The organism is Blautia sp. HCN-1074, from assembly GCF_037890165.1.
Taxonomy (GTDB): Bacteria; Bacillota; Clostridia; order Lachnospirales; family Lachnospiraceae; genus Blautia_A.
Genome location: NZ_JBBKBP010000029.1, coordinates 1 through 17,624, shown reverse-complemented (window position 1 = coordinate 17,624; position 17,624 = coordinate 1). Strand labels below are relative to the sequence as shown.

The window sequence follows — 17,624 nt, the reverse complement described above, 5'->3', positions numbered from 1 at the left end:
ATTCTGGTTTACGTTTATACCGAGAATAGTATATAATACATTCATATATTCAGCAAGTGATAATGGATAAAAAACGGAAATGTAAGAGGGAGATATGGGATGCTTACAATAGAAATGGACAATTTTGATTTGGGTCAGATCTGCAGATCCGGGCAGTGTTTCCGAATGGATCAAATTGGTGATGACCGTTACCGGGTTATTGCGGGAGATAAATATCTGGAACTGACACAGGAAAGAGGAATTGTCAATTTCTTCTGTCCGGAAGAGGATTTTATTTTCTTCTGGATCCGGTATTTTGATCTGGATCATGATTATAATGAATACATACAGAAAATCAATCCCAGAGATAAATATCTGACTGCAGCAGGTGAGATGGGAAGCGGAATCCGTATTCTGCAGCAGGATTTGTGGGAGATGATTATATCATTCCTGATTTCACAGCAGAATAATATTACAAGAATAAAAAAGTGTATTGAAAATATCAGCCGGGAATTTGGAGAGAAAAAAGAAAGCAGTACAGGTGCAGAATATTATGCATTTCCAACTGCACAGGCCCTGGCATCTGCAACTGAAGAACAATTGCGGGAGTGTAATCTGGGGTACCGGGCAAAATATGTGCTGGATACAGCAAGGAAAGTCTTTTTTGGTGACATATCTTTAGAGAGTATCTATGACATGACATATAAAAATGCACGAAAGGAGCTTCTGAACCTATATGGGGTTGGAGAGAAAGTAGCAGACTGCATCTGCCTTTTTGGACTGCATCAGCTGGATGCTTTTCCTATCGATACTCACATCCGCCAGGCACTGGATGCTCATTATAAACGTGGATTTCCAAATCGACGATATAAAGGTTTCCGAGGCGTGATGCAGCAGTATATATTCTATTATGAACTGACAAACAGCAGCAAATAAAGGAGGAATGTTATTATGGAAATCGGAGCAATGTTAGACGAATTAAGGGAAAAAGCACTGAAAGACCGTAACATTTGGCAACAGTTGATGGATACCAGAAAAGAAAAACAGCCACTGGATGCTTTCTGTGTCAAGTGCCGGGAACTTGGATATGAAATTTATGAAATGGATCTGATCACCGCCGGCGAAGAATTCTATGCTACTATGCGAAGAAGTACAAACGGTGGAGGAGAGAACTCTCCAAAGTTGGCAGGGGAAGATGACTTCTATGAACTCTTTTTTGCCAGCCTGGAACAAAATAAGTAAAATTCCTATGATAATAAAAATAATAAAAAGCTCTCCGGGCAGGAGCACACTGTTGCGGAGAGGAATTATAGCGCTAAAGCGACCCGCCATAGGCGGAGAATCCTGCATGCAGGATTCTCTGCCTGTGGAAAAGCAGCCCATGGGGTATCAAGTCAGATATAAAAGAAAATAAATGATTAGTTTGAACGCAGATCGCGAAGCGACTGCGTTCATGAGCAAGTAGCGAAGCGGATTGCGAATGTCCGCTTTACTGATTCAGACCATTCTTTGCACAGATATCGTTAAGGCAGCATTTATCACAATATGGCTTTGTACGTGCTGTACAGACATCACGTCCATGATTAACCAGACGATGGCAGAGCTCATTTCCCTCTTCCGGTGGAATGATCTTCCACAAAGCCATTTCTACCTTCTTAGGATCTTTTATACCATCTACCAGGCCAATACGGTTAGACAGACGGATACAATGTGTATCCGTAACAATCGCAGGTTTGCCAAACACATCTCCCATGATCAGATTTGCACTCTTTCTTCCCACACCAGGAAGCTTCAGCAGAGCATCAAAATCATCAGGAACATTATCATGATACTGTTCATGTAAAACTTTCATGCATGCGCTGATATCTCTGGCTTTACTCTTTCCCAGTCCGCAAGGACGCACGATTGCTTCGATGTCAGCTACGTCGGCGTTTGCAAGAGCCTCTACTGTAGGATATTTTGCGTACAGATCCTGCACAACCACATTCACCCTCGCATCTGTACACTGTGCAGCCAGACGCACACTTACCAATAATTTCCACGCATTATCATAATCCAGAGTACAATCCGCATCCGGATATTCCTTTTTCAATCGCTCAATAACCTCAAGGGCTAATTCCTGTTTTGTCATATATATTTTCTAACTCCGTTTCATATTTTATTGTATTTCTATAATATCATAAACAAGCTCTGCTTGCATTTCCGATTTTCCTATATTAAAATAAAATCAGCCGTTGTATTTACAACAAAGCATATAAAAAATAATGAAAAGGAGTAACTGTTCAGTACCTTCACAGTTACGAAAAGAAAACTATATGATAGATACAGAATTTCTATGCAGATCCCGTCTGTTCAGGGGATTTACAAAAGAAGAAATAACAAGTCTGCTGGAGTGCCTGAATGCCGCTGTCAAAACATACCGCAAAGGAGAATACATTTTCCAGGCAGGGGAAGTGACAGAGAATTTTGGAATGATCATAGAGGGAAAAGTTCAGATCATCAGTGATGACTACTGGGGGGAAAGACAGATTCTTGCCGGTTTTGGAAAAGGACAGCTTTTCGGGGAGGCATATGCATGTATGGAGAAAATGCCTCTCCTGGTCAGTGCGATAGCAGTAGAAGAATCTCAGGTTCTGATGCTGAATGCTCACAGAGTTCTTCAGACCTGCACCTCAGCCTGTGACTTTCACCGCAGACTGGTAGAAAATCTGGTAGGGATCCTGGCAAAGAAAAATCTCACACTTACCAGAAAAATCGACCAGATCAGCAAGAAAACAATCAGAGGAAAAGTGCTTGCCTATCTATCAAGTGAGGCAGGACAACAGGATAGCAATGATATTACTGTTCCATTTAACAGACAGCAGCTGGCTGAATATCTGGCAGTTGACAGAAGTGCATTGTCGGCGGAATTGTCAAGGATGCAGAAAGAGGGTATTATCAGTTATAGAAAGAATCATTTTATTTTAAAATAAGAGGGAAAAGAATGAAAGTACGAATGTATAATGTAGGTTTCGGAGACTGCTTCTGTCTCCGGGATAGAAAAAAGAGTCTGCTGGTGGATTTCGGAACTAATAACAGCAGAATAGAGGGGCGCCCGAGAAGAGAAATCTTTGATGTGATCATTTCGGATTTATCTACGATTAACTGTAAGAACCTGCTTCTGACACATTTTCATATGGACCATCTGTCGGGACTTCTTTATATGATGAAAAACAGAGACAGTTCTCTGGATTTTGGGAAAATTTATCTGCCGGATGTGTTTTCAAAAGAAGAAATGAGCAGGACACTTGTATTGTTGCTTCTGGCGGATCTGCTGAAGGAGTCAGGGCTTCCGAGCCGTCAGGTCAGCCTTTTTGCACTGGTGGATGCACTTCTGGAGAACAGACAGAATCTGGAACTGCTTTCTCGAGGTAAGATTTTTGAGGATAAATATCAGGCATTATGGCCGGATACGGATGTCATTCAGAGAGAAACAGATGAGGTATATAATGAGATCTGCAAAAACGAAAATCTTGCAGCGGTTATGGAAGAATTGCTGAATTTTGCAGAAAAACTGCGCAGAATCATCTGGTCTATGACAGAGGAAGGAAAGGCACAGACAGAGGAAGAACAGGAGAAGATTTCTCTGGCATATGTCTATGACCGGGAGTTTCGGAGGATTAAAGCGATACCTGAATTCAAAGAGCTTCTCAGTTTTCTGAATACAAATAAAGTTAATCTGAGACAGTTTAAACATAAGATCAGTATTGTTTTTCAGAATGCAAGAGATGGAGAACTGAACCTGTTGTTTACCGGAGATGTACAGCCGGGACATTTGAAGATGATCGCAGAAAATTATGATGGGAAGTTGCCGTTATATGAGCATTACTGGTGCATTAAAGTGCCACATCATGGAACTCAGGAACATTATTTTGATTTCTCGCAGTACGAACCGGAAAACATGATGATCTCTAATGGAATTCATTTCGCGAACAGTAAAAAAGAATCAAAAGAGTTGCGTACATCACCGCTTTATGGAGGATTATTTTATATCCCGGATACACATATGTATTGTTCTAACTGTGATTGCTGTGACTGCTATGAAAATGGCTGTTCCTGCAAAGAGGCAGATGTTATCTCGCCGGCGTACTATAAAGATATTTAAACTACTATAAAGATACTTAAACTATGAAATTGTCATTCTGCTATAAATAAGCAAAGTAAATTGTGGATATTCGTCCATTCATTTGAGAAGAATCAGGTAAGGTTTATTGAAGTAAAATCGAAGTAAGGTATGTTGCCGGGAACAAAAATGGATGGTAAGGACTTTACAGAATTTACAAAAAACAGCAGGTATCCGTATATTCCATTGAATATACAGTACCTGCTGTTAGTTTTTATATGATAATAACTATGATGTACGATTATTTCGCCGGTGTCAGGTGCCAGATATCGTTGTTGTACTGTTCGATAGTTCTGTCAGAAGAGAAGAATCCGGCTTTTGCAATGTTAACCAGCATCTTCTTTGCCCATGTTTTTCTGTCGGCATAATCAGCCAGTGCCTGATCTTTTTTCTCAACATAATCGTTGAAGTCAAGCAGAGTCATGAACCAGTCTTTGCTTACCAGTTCGTGATGCAGTCTTTCAAGATTTTCTTTATGGCCAAGTGCCAGCATCTTTTCACTTACAATGAAGTCAACACATTCTTTGATGCGTTTGTCATTTTCATAGATATCTCTGGAGCAGTAGTCTGCTTTCTCGTAATGCTCGATAACTTTCTCACTGGATTCACCGAAGATATAGATATTATCTTCACCGACCAGTTCACTGATCTCAACATTAGCGCCGTCCATAGTTCCCAGAGTAACAGCACCGTTCAGCATGAACTTCATGTTACCTGTACCGCTTGCTTCTTTGGAAGCCAGGGAGATCTGTTCAGAAATATCGCATGCAGGGAATAATTTCTCAGCTGCAGATACATTGTAGTTCTGAACCATAACAAGCTTCATGTGTGGTGCAACTTCTGGATCATCTTTGATAAGATCCTGAAGTGTAAGCAGAAGATGAATGATATCCTTTGCGATTACATAAGCAGGAGCTGCTTTTGCACCGAAGATAAAGGTTACAGGCTGAGATGGTTTCTTTCCACCCTTGATTTCCAGATATTTGCTGATGATGTACAGAGCGTTTAACTGCTGGCGTTTGTACTCATGGAGACGTTTGATCTGGATATCATAGATGCTGTTCTCATCAATTTCAACACCTGTGTTGGACAGGATAAATTCTTTACAGGTTTTCTTAGCTTCTGTTTTGATCTCAAGAAGCTTGTTCAGAACTGCGTCATCATCCTTATATTTCAGGAGATTTTCCAGTGCAGTTGCATTTGTTTTAAACTCATCACCGATCAGAGAGGTAATATAGTCTGTCAGCGGATGATTGCAGTGCATTAACCAGCGGCGGAATGTGATACCGTTAGTCTTGTTATTGAATTTCTCCGGATAAATATCATAGAAAGCTTTCAGCTCGCTTGTTTTCAGGATTTCTGTATGCAGGGCAGCAACACCGTTGATGGAGAATCCATAGTGGATATCCATATGTGCCATGTGAACCAGATTATTTTTGTCAATGATGGCTACATTTTCCTGTGGATATTTTGCTTTGATTTTCTCATCCAGCTTTTCGATAATCGGTACAAGGTGAGGAACTACATCAAGAAGGTAGTCCATCGGCCATTTTTCCAAAGCTTCTGCGAGGATGGTATGGTTTGTGTAAGCACATACTTTGGATACAATCTCAGCAGCTTCGTCGAAGTCGATTCCGCGCTCTGTCAGGAGACGGATCAGTTCCGGAATGACCATACTTGGGTGAGTATCGTTGATCTGGATCACTGCGTAGTCTGCAAGGTCATGAAGGTTGCAGCCTTTCTTTGTTGCCTCGTCAAGGATGAACTGTGCAGCATTGGATACCATGAAGTACTGCTGGAAGATACGGAGCTTACGTCCGTCATCATCGCTGTCATCCGGATACAGGAACAGTGTCAGGTTGTGAAGGATGTCCTTTTTGTTAAAGGAAATTCCATCGTGAACCATGGATTCATCTGCCAGATCAATGTCAAATAAGTGCAGATGAATGGATTTGTTATTGTAGCCTGCAACATCGATATCGTACAGGGAAGATTTCAGTGAAAATCCGCGGAACGGTACAGTATAGGAAACACCTGCAGGTGTGAGCCAGCTGTGTTCTTCAATCCATGGGTTCGGAGTTTCTTTCTGAAGTCTGTTCTCAAAGAGCTGTTTGAAAAGACCCAGATGATAATTCAGACCAATACCTTCGCCCGGAAGACCGAGAGTTGCGATGGAGTCCAGGAAGCATGCTGCCAGACGTCCAAGACCACCGTTTCCAAGAGATGGTTCCGGTTCCACTTCTTCGATGTCAGCGATGGCTTTTCCATTCTCTTTTAAGAATGCAGCAACATCATCATAGATTCCCAGATTGATCAGGTTGTTGGATAATAATTTACCGATCAGGAATTCTGCGGAAATGTAATAGATTTTCTTCTTTCCATCCTGATAGCCTTTTTCAAAAAGCTGATTTTTTGTATAGATCAATAATGCGTTGTAAATTTCTTCATTTGTGCACTGGCGTGCATTTTTCTTATACAGGTCATAGATGAGCTTTTCTAAATTTTCCATCGTAATCTCCCTTTCTGAAATGAATATGTGTTTTTTATGAGTTAGATTGCTTATTTTTTAGTTTTGAATAGTGTATTGTTTTCTGGTTTATATCAGGAAGAGAAGTTCTCTTCCTGACATCTATAACTATATCAGCAGTCAATTTAAAAAAATACAACAAAATTGCGATTTTATGACAGGTTTCTGCGAAACTTGTGAGGAGACATTCCGGTTGCCTGCTGGAACTTCTTGATGAAATAGCTGGTGTTGTTGAAACCTACTTCCAGTGCGATCTCTGTGACAGAGGAATCGGAGTGCAGAAGCAGAGGCTTGGCTTTCTCGATGCGCAGGTCATTGATATAGGCAATCAGAGTCTTGTCCGTATATTGTTTGAACAGTTTCATAAAGTAGTATTCACTGTAATTTGACATGGCAGTAAGGTCTGCGGCATTGAGGGGCTGGGCGTAGTTCAGGTTAATATAGTCCAGGATCTTTTTAATAGAAGCAAGACTCTTATTTTGTTCTTTATCCGCAGGAATGATGTAATTTCCCATGAGCATTTCATAGAAGAAACTGAAAAACAGAGCTTTTAATTTTACAAAATAATAAGGCTTTTTTTCCTTATGGCAGGTGTGGATTGTATCAAAAAGCTGGCAGATATTTTCATAGTTGCTGTCTGCTGGAGAAATAATATGCGTAAATTCCGCCTGATTTTCCATCAGCAGGGAAATGACACGTTCCTGACATAAATCTCCCACCGGACCGGACAGGAAGCTCAGGTCGAATACAATGCTTCTGAAATAAAGGATATTCTTCAGATCTGTTTTTATGCCATGAAGAACTCCACGGTTTACGATGATCAGATCACCGGACTTGACGCGGAGAATCTCTTTATTCAGACGTACCAGACCGCTGCCGGATTCAATATAGATCAGTTCCATCTCATCATGCCAGTGGTTATAGAGAGAATGGAAGATCTGGCAGTTGTCTGTATAGGTTTCTATGGGAAGCTCAAAGGAGCCGTGAGAACTTCGTTCTTTCAGGGTATCATCTACTTCAATTGTGGGAGTAACTGGCATGGAAAGCGCCTCCTTTTTTCAGAGATTTTTTATCTGTAGTAAGACAATGGAATCAAAAGTATCATTATGGTCAATCCACTGATAGGAGCCATTATACCTCTGACAGATATCTTCAATAATAGAAAGCCCATATCCATGAGCCTCCGGTTCTGATTTTGTAGTCTTATGTGTAAAAGTCTGCATCGGGTTTTTGGTATTGTGCATATACACAGTCAGAAATCCGTTGGAAATGTTTGCAGACAGCCGGATTTCAGAATCAGGATTGCCGGAAGCGTTACAAGCTTCGATAGCATTGTCCAGAAGATTAAAAAATATACTGCTCAGGTCAGTTGTATCAATGGAAATCTTTTCCGGTAAAAGGATTTCATAGGACACCTGGATATGTTCCTGTTTGGCGCGGAGCCGTTTCCCTTCCAGGATTGCCTGCAACAGGTTATTCTGACAGTAAGGATGAAAACGATCCTTCTGAAAAGTCTGATTCAGATTTTTGATGGCAGTGTCGGCCTGCTCATGTTTTCCCTGCTCCAGGAGTGACTGGAAGTTCTGAAGTCCCTGTGCAGTTTTGACCTGAAAATCCTGAGTATCCTGTCTGCGGATCTGAAGACTGTAATCCTGTTCCTGTTTTAATTGTTTCTGCTTTTGAAGAAAAGCCAGTTCCATTTCAGTATTGGATTTCTTTAACACATCAGAAAGCACGCAGTATAAAAGAATACAGATAAGAATCATAAACACTGCCAGGATCAGAAACATATGATCAATTTTTTCTGTATAAATCGTAGACAGAAAATATAACAACTGGAATATAAAGAGGAAGAGAAATAAAGGAATCAATTTAATGTTCTTTTTCATGACTGCAATTCTCCTCTGGTTGTTTTTCTTGTGGTCTGCAATTAAGCCGGGACAGAACAGAAGCGGTATATGTTTCTGCTTCCTCATATTTTTTCATATTCATCAAATACATGACAGACATGATGTGATTCTCAATATCGTGATTCCATTTTCGGAGATTGGCATATTCATTACTTAACTGAACGGAATCATTCATCTGCTTTTTCATCAACTCAATTTCCATTTTTTTCTGTAAATATTCCCTGTGCTGCTGGGCTAAAGAACGGACTGCACGCAGAAACAGCAGATAATTGCCGATGCATATGATCCAGTAAATGATGCTCAGAGCCAGAATTGCTACGGGCTTTTTCTGAAGGGAAATTATAACATTGAGAAAAACCGGAGCGACCAGTGGCAGTAACAGTTGTAAAAAGGTGAGTATTTTCAAATAATCTATACACTGTCGCAGGATTTCTGATATTTTCCAGAGAAGAAACAGGCCAAGCAGGATGTTGGAGAGTTCAATGACGAAATATTCTACAGGTGAACAGCTGGATATCAGATTGTGCGGAGTATAGATATGGGTCGGTATAAAAAGATTATGAAGTGCTATGAAAACACTGGTACATAAAATTTCCGGACAGATTATCAGCAGCTGGAAAATAAAATAAACAGCTAATTTTTTCATAAAAGATGCCTGGAATAAAAAAAGTGTTACAAGAAATGCTGTAAGCTGAAATACGATTGTAATTTCGTTATGCTGTGATTCACGCTTGATCCAAAATAACAGTGCCATAAATACTGACAGACACAAAAAAAGTGGAAGTGAGATCTTGCGTTTGCAGGGCAGGATCCTGCAGTAAAAGTAAAGCAGTCCAAAACACAGATAAAGGCTGGATAGAATACACAAAAATAGATTGATCATATGACTGCCCATTTACGGCACCTCCCTGTGACTGGCAAGCATCATGAAAGCAAAAGCATCCTTAAACTGCTGGTAATAAGACCTGCTGACAGGGATCTCTGTATTATCAGAAAGTATAATGCCTTTATGACTGTAAGTACGTACAGCGTGAAGATTAACGGCAAAGCTGTTATGACAGAGACAGAAATCAGGTTTCATTCTTTCTGTAAGAGCTGTCAGTCTTTCTTTTGTTGTATATGTTCCTGTTCTGGTATAGATGGTGGTCTGCCTCAGATTCCGCTCCAGATAAAGAATATCGGAGCAGAGCACCTGATAATTGCGTGAATTTCCGGAGAAATACAGATATCGTGTATGCAGTTTCTCAAGCTTCTGGCATGCTGCTCTCAGAGCCAGAGGGAGATATTTTTCCATCTGCTGTTTATGGATAAAGTAGGTGTGTTCTGTCTCATATACTGCGGTAGCATATTGCAGATACTGGCTGATAAAAATAATCTGAGTGTCCGGGCTGATATGGTTGATCTTTTCTGCAAGTGAGATGCCATTTACAGTGTCAGAACCAAGATCAATATCTGTCAGTACAATGGAATAAGAGCATCCATTTTCAGCAACAGCCCGGAGAAATTCATCACCGGATGTGAAATGTGTTATTTTAAAAAATCCCGGAGGATACTTTTGCAGAATAGTATGTATTATTTCATAATGTGAAGGGTTGTCTTCGCAGATTGCAAGTTTCAAAATTGGATTAAGCTCCTTTATTAACGTGGTTGTAGTTTCTTATGTCAGTGACAATATCTGTCGGATATGTCAGATGGATAAAATGAACTGTATTTTCAATAATCATACTATAAAAAATGACGGGATGCAATTTATCTGTGAGGAAGATTGGAAAAAATGGTTAAATATGTAGTGAAATATAGTTGTTTGTGTGAATGCATGCGATTTCGGGAGTCTGTGTGATACAATCAGGATATGGAAACAAGGAAGAGGTTTTAGAGATTTTGTACGTGAAAAAAATTATTATTCCTGGTACTTTCAAGCGCTGAATATAGATATATGTGAAAGCGGTATTGTTTCCATGGGAGAAGAAAAATATTATAAGAATGACTGTCTGAAAATTATTATGGACATATATAAAGCACTTGGAAGCATCAGGAAACTTCTGATAATAATACAAATGACAAAGGTGATACAAATATGTACTGTTATATAGTGCACATATAACGTTTTAACTCCTCATAAAAATTTTCTCTGGTTCCGGCCATGATAACGATGATTATCAGATCATCAAGCTGTCTCACCCTATATGCCAGTTCATAATTAGTCTTATTATAATAAATATCATAACCGTACATTCCTGCCAGATCACCTGTGTTTTCTTCGCCGATGGAATAATCTTCACATATCATTTCAATAGCTTCTTTGTACAGAGATTTCAGCTTTTTATCTTTGAGTTTTTTCAGAAATTTTGCTGCAGGTGGAAGGATCTGTACCTGTGTCATTTTTCATCCTCCGTTCCGAAAACATCCTCTAAGGAGTATCCTCCTGATTTAGATTCTGCGACCTGGTCTGCTTCGGCAAGCATTGCTTCAACTGCCGGACGGACTTTTCGCTGTGCCTGTTTAAATTTCTCAAGTAATTCTTCCCCGCTATATCCCTGTCTGATCAGATCGGCAAGAATCTGTTCGGCAAATTCACCACTGGTATTTTCTTTAACAGGGCGTAAAACCAGTGTCTTTATTGGACAGAAAAATTTTTCTATTTGGCAGAAAATATGATTAGTGCTATCATAAAATATATCTGTAAAATTGTGCAAATGTATCCTGCTTCTGCGTTGCAGTAATTCCATGAAACGATGCAATGGATTCTCTTATCAAGTGTGTTAAACAGAATCGGCGAAAGATATTGTACAGAAACAGCAGGAATTAAGGATGGAAGATATAATGGAAGACAATTTTGAAAAATTAAATCTACTTCTGGAGCAGGAACTGTGTGAGTTTGTGGATATTCCGGACGGTTTTACCGGACAGACAGAGAGTGGAGAGCTACGTCTGATCTACCTGATGAATGATGCGGTAGAGAGTTTTCTGGTTTTGAAAAATGCCAGGATGACAGGAAATTATGTCAGGGATTATAAAGGGGAATTTGAGGGTTCTCTAGAGAGAGCAGACAGGGATTTATGTGAGGCAGAGTATATTCTGGTGGTTCATCAGGGGCGAAATGTGTTTACTGTATTTTTTGAAGATATTTTGCTGGAAACACATTTGTACAACTATGGAGAGTTGGGACATTTCTGGGTGAAGGGCTATGAAAATCTCAGGGTAATGGAGTACCAGATTGCTATATTGCGTGATAAATATGAGTATCTGGGAGAAGAATATTGTACTGAACAGGAACGAAAGCTGGCGATGCTGCGGGATTTTCCACCATTAAATTATCTTTTTTATCCGGCAGTACCGGAGAAGTATATTGTTCCGGTGGATAACCCATGGGAGGCAACGGCGGAAGCTCTGGCAGTTATGCAGGAACTGGCAACGGAAGCGGGAGATGAAAAACTGGGAAAAATGCTCAGGCGTTATGAAAAAAAAACAGATATATCAAATACCAGAAAGATAGCCGGAATGCTTTGCAGGAGCAGTCATTTACCGGTGGTTACTCTGTTGGGAGAAAAAATCAGGGAAGCAGCTTCGGTCTATCCGGACAGAGATTTTGGAAGGAAACAGAATGAATATCTGCATGAACTGATGGAAAAAGCGGAACGAAGAAAAGAAGAATTGGAAGCAGCGAATGTTCAGACTCTGATCTACAGAGAAGAACCTTTCATTTATGACTGTGATTCCATATCGTTTCAGGTATATCTTATGATTGTGAGAAAAGGTGTATGGAAGCAGAAAATAATGGTTGAGAAAATGTAATTCTTTGGATAAAGCCCTTATAATTTATGCAAAGTATATATTAGCTGTTTTTGTGTAAAGTAGTCTAAATAGAAATAAAGAAGGGATTATAATAATGGATAAATTATTAGACTTAACAAGAGATTTCGATACGGCAAAAGCTGCTTTTGAAGCATATCTGGATGAATATGACAGAGCGGATGATAAGATTCATCTGAAAATCGTACATACTTATGGAGTGGTTGATGCTGCAGAGGACATTGCCCGCCGTATGGGATTAACAGAGGAAGATGTACAACTGGCGAAGGTAATCGGATTGCTCCATGATATTGGCAGATTTGAACAGATCAGGAGATTTGACAGCTTTGAACCGGGAACTATGGAGCATGCAGCATATGGTGCACAGCTTCTGTTCGGACCGGAGAAAATGATCCGCAGATTTGTGAAGGATGACAGATTTGACAGTCTGATCTGTACTGCAGTTGAAAAACACAGTGATTTCAAACTGGAAGGAATTACGGATGAGAGAACTCTGCTTCATGCAAAATTAATTCGGGATGCAGACAAGCTGGATAATTGCAGGGTAAAACTGGAAGAGTCCATGGAAACACTTCTGGGAGTGGATGAGAAGGGTGTTGGTGAAGGAGTGATCGCGCCAAAGGTGTGGGAGTCCTGTATGGCAAAGGAATCTGTATTATCTTCAGACAGGGTTTCAAAAATGGACTACTGGATTTCCTATATTGCACAGTATTATGACATCAATTTCTCGGAAACATATGAGATTATGCGTGAACATGACTATGTGAAACGGATTAAGGACAGAGTTCCCTATGCATTGCCGGAAACACAGGAAAAGATGGATGCTCTGGAGGCAGAGCTGGAGAAATATATGGATGAGAGAATTCGAAACAAAAAATAAATCAAGTAAGCCCCTGCTTCAATTGCGAAAAGCAATAAATAGTGGGTGGGGACATATGAAAAGACAAGAATGATTATAATGGATATGGATAAAACAGAGAAAAATCAGGAGAAATTCACCTGCGGAGAATTTGAATATCAGGTTATAAGAAGTGCCCGAAAAACCATGACTCTGGAGGTGCGCAGGGATGGAAATGTGATTGTCCGTGCACCGCTCCGTACAGGTCTGCCGCGGATCAAAAGATTTGTAAACCAGAAGCAGGAGTGGGTTCTGGGATGTCTGGAACGGACAAAAGAATACAGGGAAGAGAAGCCATTGAGTGCAGATCTGAGCGAGGCAAAACGGAATGTCTATATACGAAAAGCAAAAGAAACGATTACCAAAAGAGCTTCTTATTTTGCCAGACTCATGGGCGTTTCTTACCGCAATATCACCATCAGAGAGCAAAAAACGAGATGGGGAAGCTGCAGCAGTGAGAAGAATCTGAATTTTAACTGGAAACTGATACTTGCACTGCCGGAAGTGCTGGATTATGTAGTGATACATGAACTCTGCCATCTGAAAGAGATGAATCATTCGAAGGCATTCTGGGACGAGGTCGAAAAAGTAATGCCGGAGTATGAAACGTACAAGTTATGGCTGAAAGAGAATGGATGGAGGTTATAATGAATAATGAAAACAATAGCTGATCTGCACATTCATTCCAGATTTTCCATGGCGACAAGTAAAGAAGGTACGCCTGAGAATCTGGATTTCTGGGCGAGAAAGAAAGGGATTTCTCTGATCGGAACAGGTGATTTCACGCATCCGGTATGGAGAGAAGAACTGAAGGAGAGACTTGTTTCAGAGGGAAACGGCCTGTATCGTCTCAGAGATGAATATGTAAAAGAAGATAGCCGGAAATTTCCGGGAGAAGGAACACGTTTTGTTGTTTCCGGGGAAATCAGTTCTATTTATAAGAAAAACGGAAAGACCAGAAAAGTACACAATGTGATTTTGCTTCCAAGTCTGGAGGCAGCAGATGCCATGGCTCAGCGTCTGGAGAAAATTGGAAATATTCACTCTGACGGCCGCCCGATTCTTGGTCTGGACAGTCATGATCTTCTGGAAATGATGATGGATGTATGTCCGGAAGGAATTCTGATCCCGGCTCATATCTGGACACCCCATTTCTCTGTATTAGGTGCGAAATCAGGATTTGATTCTGTAGAGGAATGTTTCGAGGAACTGACACCGTATGTGCATGCACTGGAAACCGGACTTTCCTCTGATCCGGCTATGAACTGGAGAATTTCCAAACTGGACCGCTATCAACTTGTATCCAATTCAGATGCACATTCTCCGTCTAAGCTGGGACGTGAGGCGAATCTGTTGGATATTGACTGTTCCTATGAGGGACTTTATCAGGCAATTCAGACTGGCCAGGGACTGGAAGGAACAGTAGAATTTTTTCCTGAAGAGGGGAAATATCATTTCGATGGACACAGAAAGTGTGGTGTATCATTAAGTCCTGTAGAAGCAGAACGTATGGGTGGAATTTGTCCCGTTTGCGGAAAGAAGCTGACCATGGGCGTAGATCACAGAGTAGAACAGCTTGCAGACAGAGCGGAAGGTTTTGTGAAAGAAGACGGCAAGAAATATGAAAGTCTTGTACCTCTGCCGGAAGTAATTTCTGCATGTATGGGATATTCCACTGCAAGCAAGAAAGTACAGGGATGTTTTGAACAGATGATTCAGACACTGGGAACAGAATTCGACATTCTGCGAAACGTACCGTCAGAAGATATTAAATCCTGTGCAGGAGAACGGATTGCAGAAGGAATTGAGAATGTAAGAACCGGAAAAGTGAAGAGAATTCCGGGGTATGATGGTGAATATGGAAAAATACAACTGTTTGATGAAAATTAAACATGGAATGATGAAATTAGAAAACTGCCTATAAGAGAATAATCGGTGAGGAAATAATATATGAAGAAAATAGGAATTATCTCAGACACTCATGGCCTGCTCAGATCGGAAATACTGGAAATTTTAAAAGACTGTGACTGCATTATCCACGCAGGTGACGTAAACAAACCGGAAATCCTGGATACGCTTCGTATGATGGGCTCCATCTATGTAGTCCGCGGAAATAATGACAAGGAGTGGGCAGAAGGAATGGCGAAAACCTTACACTTCACCATAGAAGGCGTAAAATTTTTCATGACCCACAATAAAAAAGATGTGGACTGGGATTTAAAAGACACACAGGTAGTCATCTTCGGACACACCCATAAATACTTCGAAAAAATGATAGACAACCGTCTATGGCTAAACCCGGGAAGCTGCGGCCCCAGACGCTTCGACCAGGAGATCACCATGGCAGTAATGACAGTCGATAATGGAACCTATCAGTGGAAAAAGGTTGCCATGATCCCGCAGAAGTAAGTTAATTATTGAATGATACAGATCCGGAGAAAGAGGAGGAATATTCTCTGGAGGAATGTAAAAAAGAATGTAAAAAAGAATGTAAAATTGATTGTAACTGTAATTAATGCAGGAAATAGGGGACAGATATATAAAAGATTATAAATGCTATACAGAGAAACTTCTTTTTAAAATCTATTATGATTTTTGAAAAGAAGTTTTTTCTTTATTTTTATGTATTAAAAACATATCCTACATAATTGAAAAAAATGATATTGTATGATAACATAAAAATAGAGACTAGTAAGGTGCATGTCTGGAGGAAAAAGGAATGGAAAGATCTGAAAGTATTTACAGGCAGTCGAAACAGGAATTGGAAGATGTTCAACAGAAGCTTCGTATGATTGGATATGAACTTGGAACAATGGATTTGCATCGGAAATCTATCATTACGAAGTCGGTTAAAGGAAAAATATATTATTATGAACAATGGCGTTCAGAAGGGAAAGTACATTCCAGATATCTTGCCCCTGTACAACCGGGAATTATCTGGAAAGAAGAACAAAATCTGCTTCGTAAACAGGAACTGTTGGAAAATAAGAAGGAATTAGAAAAACTAAAAAAACCTTTAGAGACTTTTGTTAAGTCATTAGAGCGTGAAAGAGAGAAAGAATCTCTATTGAAAGATTATACCTTTGAAGTATATTGGAAAGATGAAATCACAGCAAGAGTTTATGTAAAAGGTGGCAGAGTTACAGTTTCCAGATTCGTGGAACATCCATTAAAGCAGCTATTTGCAGATAAGAATATGACAAGGTATCAGTTAAATAAAATCTTAGAACTGCGTTGTTGGGATAGAAACAGAGCAGATATTGATGAAATTCTGAGGCATTTGGGACTTAAGTATTATAATCCATATGAAATCGTGCGTAAGACTCATGGCGTATCTTATAATGATTATATATGGTTCAGATTTCCGGGAGAGAAGCTTACAAGTAAGGATGTATTAGTGAGGTGAATATGTTTCAGGAAACAATCAGTGATGAATATATTGTAATTCAGTCAGGAACAAGTGAAGGAAGTCAGATCAAATATAGAAAAGATAATTACTGGTACAAAAAAGATAACAGAGGACATGAAGGAAGAACAGAATATTTGTGTTCTAAATTATTAAGTTTTTCTACTTTGGAACAGAGTGAATATGTAGAATATGAGCAAGGATATATTAACCAAAATATGGGGTGTCGAAGTAAAAATTTTTTAAATCCAGGAGAAGAATTAATTACTTTTTACAGACTTTATTATAATGAGTTTGGTAAAGATTTATCTGAAGTGATTGGGCGAATGGAAACAATGGAAGAACGGATTGGGTATGTGGTTAACTTTATAAAACAAACATGTTTAATTGACATTACGGATTATATGAAGAAAATTTTTACGTTAGACTGGATTATTTTAAATGAAGACAGACATCTTAATAATCTGGCAGTTGTATTTCAGGATGGTATATTTGTACCGGCTCCTATTTTTGATAATGGAGTATCTTTGTTGACGGCAAATTTGAGCGTAAACTGGAATTTTTCAATAGAAGATAATGTAAAAAGAGTGATTGCCAGACCGTTTTGTGGCTCTCATGAAAAAATGCTCAATTATTTTGGGAAAGGATTTGAACTCAATGTTTCGGCTGCTTTGGAATGGCTAGACAAAGAAACGAATTCCCGAGAGAAAGAGGTACTGATGTATCAAATAAAAAAATTTCAGAAAATATAGCAGGGGATAAAAGTAACGGTTAATTTTCGAAAAGAAGTTTTTTATTTTGTTCTATCTGTCAGTTTTTCCGCTCCTTTTTTGGTGGGTTTGTAGAACTTAAAAATTTAAGTTGACTGTAAATTAATAATTAAGTATACTGAAAATAAAAACAATGACAGAAACCACAGACAGAAAGGA

At 39.6% G+C, this 17,624-nt stretch carries 18 protein-coding genes and 1 pseudogene; 11 read left to right on the top strand and 8 right to left on the bottom strand.

Annotated features, from left to right (window positions below; genetic code table 11):
- Positions 1–99 precede the first annotated feature (99 nt).
- Positions 100–915 (top strand): DNA-3-methyladenine glycosylase family protein, encoded by an 816-nt coding sequence (locus WKT11_RS17485; RefSeq protein ID WP_117845402.1) that lies wholly within the window; start codon positions 100–102, stop codon positions 913–915.
- Between the two features lie 15 nt (positions 916–930).
- Positions 931–1,221: a hypothetical protein gene (locus tag WKT11_RS17480; protein WP_118410724.1), complete on the top strand. Its 291-nt coding sequence runs from the start codon at positions 931–933 to the stop codon at positions 1,219–1,221.
- 247 nt (positions 1,222–1,468) lie between these two features.
- On the opposite strand, the gene WKT11_RS17475 is transcribed toward WKT11_RS17480, so the two are convergent.
- Positions 1,469–2,110: an endonuclease III domain-containing protein gene (locus WKT11_RS17475; RefSeq protein ID WP_340285281.1), complete on the bottom strand. Its 642-nt coding sequence runs from the start codon at positions 2,108–2,110 to the stop codon at positions 1,469–1,471.
- Positions 2,111–2,294: 184 nt separating this feature from the next.
- Between WKT11_RS17475 and WKT11_RS17470 the strand changes: the two genes are divergently transcribed.
- Both WKT11_RS17470 and WKT11_RS17465 read left to right on the top strand, forming a co-directional pair.
- Complete coding sequence (locus tag WKT11_RS17470; protein WP_340285280.1) at positions 2,295–2,951, top strand: Crp/Fnr family transcriptional regulator; 657 nt, start codon at positions 2,295–2,297, stop codon at positions 2,949–2,951.
- An 11-nt stretch (positions 2,952–2,962) separates the two neighbouring features.
- Positions 2,963–4,123 carry an MBL fold metallo-hydrolase gene (locus WKT11_RS17465; RefSeq protein ID WP_340285278.1) on the top strand — a complete coding sequence of 387 codons (1,161 nt, stop codon included), beginning with the start codon at positions 2,963–2,965 and terminating at the stop codon, positions 4,121–4,123.
- 259 nt (positions 4,124–4,382) lie between these two features.
- On the opposite strand, the gene WKT11_RS17460 is transcribed toward WKT11_RS17465, so the two are convergent.
- From WKT11_RS17460 to WKT11_RS17430, 7 genes are all read right to left on the bottom strand, one after another.
- Positions 4,383–6,650: a glycogen/starch/alpha-glucan phosphorylase gene (locus tag WKT11_RS17460; RefSeq protein WP_118410725.1), complete on the bottom strand. Its 2,268-nt coding sequence runs from the start codon at positions 6,648–6,650 to the stop codon at positions 4,383–4,385.
- Between the two features lie 170 nt (positions 6,651–6,820).
- Positions 6,821–7,708 carry an AraC family transcriptional regulator gene (locus tag WKT11_RS17455; protein WP_117845410.1) on the bottom strand — a complete coding sequence of 296 codons (888 nt, stop codon included), beginning with the start codon at positions 7,706–7,708 and terminating at the stop codon, positions 6,821–6,823.
- Positions 7,709–7,726: 18 nt separating this feature from the next.
- Positions 7,727–8,557, bottom strand: coding sequence for a sensor histidine kinase (locus WKT11_RS17450; RefSeq protein ID WP_340285277.1), 831 nt, complete (start codon positions 8,555–8,557; stop codon positions 7,727–7,729).
- Positions 8,541–9,473, bottom strand: coding sequence for a hypothetical protein (locus WKT11_RS17445; RefSeq protein WP_340285276.1), 933 nt, complete (start codon positions 9,471–9,473; stop codon positions 8,541–8,543). Before WKT11_RS17445 ends, WKT11_RS17450 begins: the two co-directional genes overlap by 17 nt.
- Positions 9,474–10,196 carry a LytR/AlgR family response regulator transcription factor gene (locus WKT11_RS17440; protein ID WP_340285274.1) on the bottom strand — a complete coding sequence of 241 codons (723 nt, stop codon included), beginning with the start codon at positions 10,194–10,196 and terminating at the stop codon, positions 9,474–9,476. It lies immediately after the preceding gene.
- Positions 10,197–10,663: 467 nt separating this feature from the next.
- Complete coding sequence (locus WKT11_RS17435; RefSeq protein WP_340285273.1) at positions 10,664–10,960, bottom strand: type II toxin-antitoxin system RelE/ParE family toxin; 297 nt, start codon at positions 10,958–10,960, stop codon at positions 10,664–10,666.
- Entirely contained in the window at positions 10,957–11,274 is a 318-nt protein-coding gene (locus WKT11_RS17430; protein WP_340285272.1) for a hypothetical protein, read from the bottom strand. The genes WKT11_RS17435 and WKT11_RS17430 overlap by 4 nt, the downstream gene beginning before the upstream one ends.
- 115 nt (positions 11,275–11,389) lie before the next feature.
- On the opposite strand from WKT11_RS17430, the gene WKT11_RS17425 reads away from it, so the two are divergent.
- From WKT11_RS17425 to WKT11_RS17395, 7 genes and pseudogenes are all read left to right on the top strand, one after another.
- Positions 11,390–12,373 carry a DUF3878 family protein gene (locus WKT11_RS17425; protein WP_340285271.1) on the top strand — a complete coding sequence of 328 codons (984 nt, stop codon included), beginning with the start codon at positions 11,390–11,392 and terminating at the stop codon, positions 12,371–12,373.
- 94 nt (positions 12,374–12,467) lie between these two features.
- Positions 12,468–13,271, top strand: a complete 804-nt coding sequence (locus tag WKT11_RS17420; RefSeq protein ID WP_178762206.1) for an HD domain-containing protein — start codon at positions 12,468–12,470, stop codon at positions 13,269–13,271.
- 45 nt (positions 13,272–13,316) lie between these two features.
- Entirely contained in the window at positions 13,317–13,937 is a 621-nt protein-coding gene (locus tag WKT11_RS17415; protein ID WP_340285270.1) for a M48 family metallopeptidase, read from the top strand.
- A 6-nt stretch (positions 13,938–13,943) separates the two neighbouring features.
- Positions 13,944–15,170, top strand: a pseudogene (locus tag WKT11_RS17410) (endonuclease Q family protein); the annotation flags it as partial.
- Between the two features lie 69 nt (positions 15,171–15,239).
- Positions 15,240–15,698 carry a metallophosphoesterase family protein gene (locus WKT11_RS17405; RefSeq protein WP_117677683.1) on the top strand — a complete coding sequence of 153 codons (459 nt, stop codon included), beginning with the start codon at positions 15,240–15,242 and terminating at the stop codon, positions 15,696–15,698.
- A 310-nt stretch (positions 15,699–16,008) separates the two neighbouring features.
- Complete coding sequence (locus WKT11_RS17400) at positions 16,009–16,695, top strand: hypothetical protein (RefSeq protein WP_117677684.1); 687 nt, start codon at positions 16,009–16,011, stop codon at positions 16,693–16,695.
- A gap of 2 nt (positions 16,696–16,697) precedes the next feature.
- The gene (locus tag WKT11_RS17395) at positions 16,698–17,447 is read left to right on the top strand and encodes a hypothetical protein (RefSeq protein ID WP_340285269.1); all 750 of its coding nucleotides are present in this window, start codon (positions 16,698–16,700) and stop codon (positions 17,445–17,447) included.
- Positions 17,448–17,624: the final 177 nt, after the last annotated feature.

Coding starts and splice junctions, on each gene's coding strand:
- WKT11_RS17485 (WP_117845402.1), top strand. CDS start 100: ATGCTTACAATAGAAATGGACAATTTTGATTTGGGTCAGATCTGCAGA.
- WKT11_RS17480 (WP_118410724.1), top strand. CDS start 931: ATGGAAATCGGAGCAATGTTAGACGAATTAAGGGAAAAAGCACTGAAA.
- WKT11_RS17475 (WP_340285281.1), bottom strand. CDS start 2,110: ATGACAAAACAGGAATTAGCCCTTGAGGTTATTGAGCGATTGAAAAAG.
- WKT11_RS17470 (WP_340285280.1), top strand. CDS start 2,295: ATGATAGATACAGAATTTCTATGCAGATCCCGTCTGTTCAGGGGATTT.
- WKT11_RS17465 (WP_340285278.1), top strand. CDS start 2,963: ATGAAAGTACGAATGTATAATGTAGGTTTCGGAGACTGCTTCTGTCTC.
- WKT11_RS17460 (WP_118410725.1), bottom strand. CDS start 6,650: ATGGAAAATTTAGAAAAGCTCATCTATGACCTGTATAAGAAAAATGCA.
- WKT11_RS17455 (WP_117845410.1), bottom strand. CDS start 7,708: ATGCCAGTTACTCCCACAATTGAAGTAGATGATACCCTGAAAGAACGA.
- WKT11_RS17450 (WP_340285277.1), bottom strand. CDS start 8,557: ATGAAAAAGAACATTAAATTGATTCCTTTATTTCTCTTCCTCTTTATA.
- WKT11_RS17445 (WP_340285276.1), bottom strand. CDS start 9,473: ATGGGCAGTCATATGATCAATCTATTTTTGTGTATTCTATCCAGCCTT.
- WKT11_RS17435 (WP_340285273.1), bottom strand. CDS start 10,960: ATGACACAGGTACAGATCCTTCCACCTGCAGCAAAATTTCTGAAAAAA.
- WKT11_RS17425 (WP_340285271.1), top strand. CDS start 11,390: ATGGAAGATATAATGGAAGACAATTTTGAAAAATTAAATCTACTTCTG.
- WKT11_RS17420 (WP_178762206.1), top strand. CDS start 12,468: ATGGATAAATTATTAGACTTAACAAGAGATTTCGATACGGCAAAAGCT.
- WKT11_RS17405 (WP_117677683.1), top strand. CDS start 15,240: ATGAAGAAAATAGGAATTATCTCAGACACTCATGGCCTGCTCAGATCG.
- WKT11_RS17400 (WP_117677684.1), top strand. CDS start 16,009: ATGGAAAGATCTGAAAGTATTTACAGGCAGTCGAAACAGGAATTGGAA.
- WKT11_RS17395 (WP_340285269.1), top strand. CDS start 16,698: ATGTTTCAGGAAACAATCAGTGATGAATATATTGTAATTCAGTCAGGA.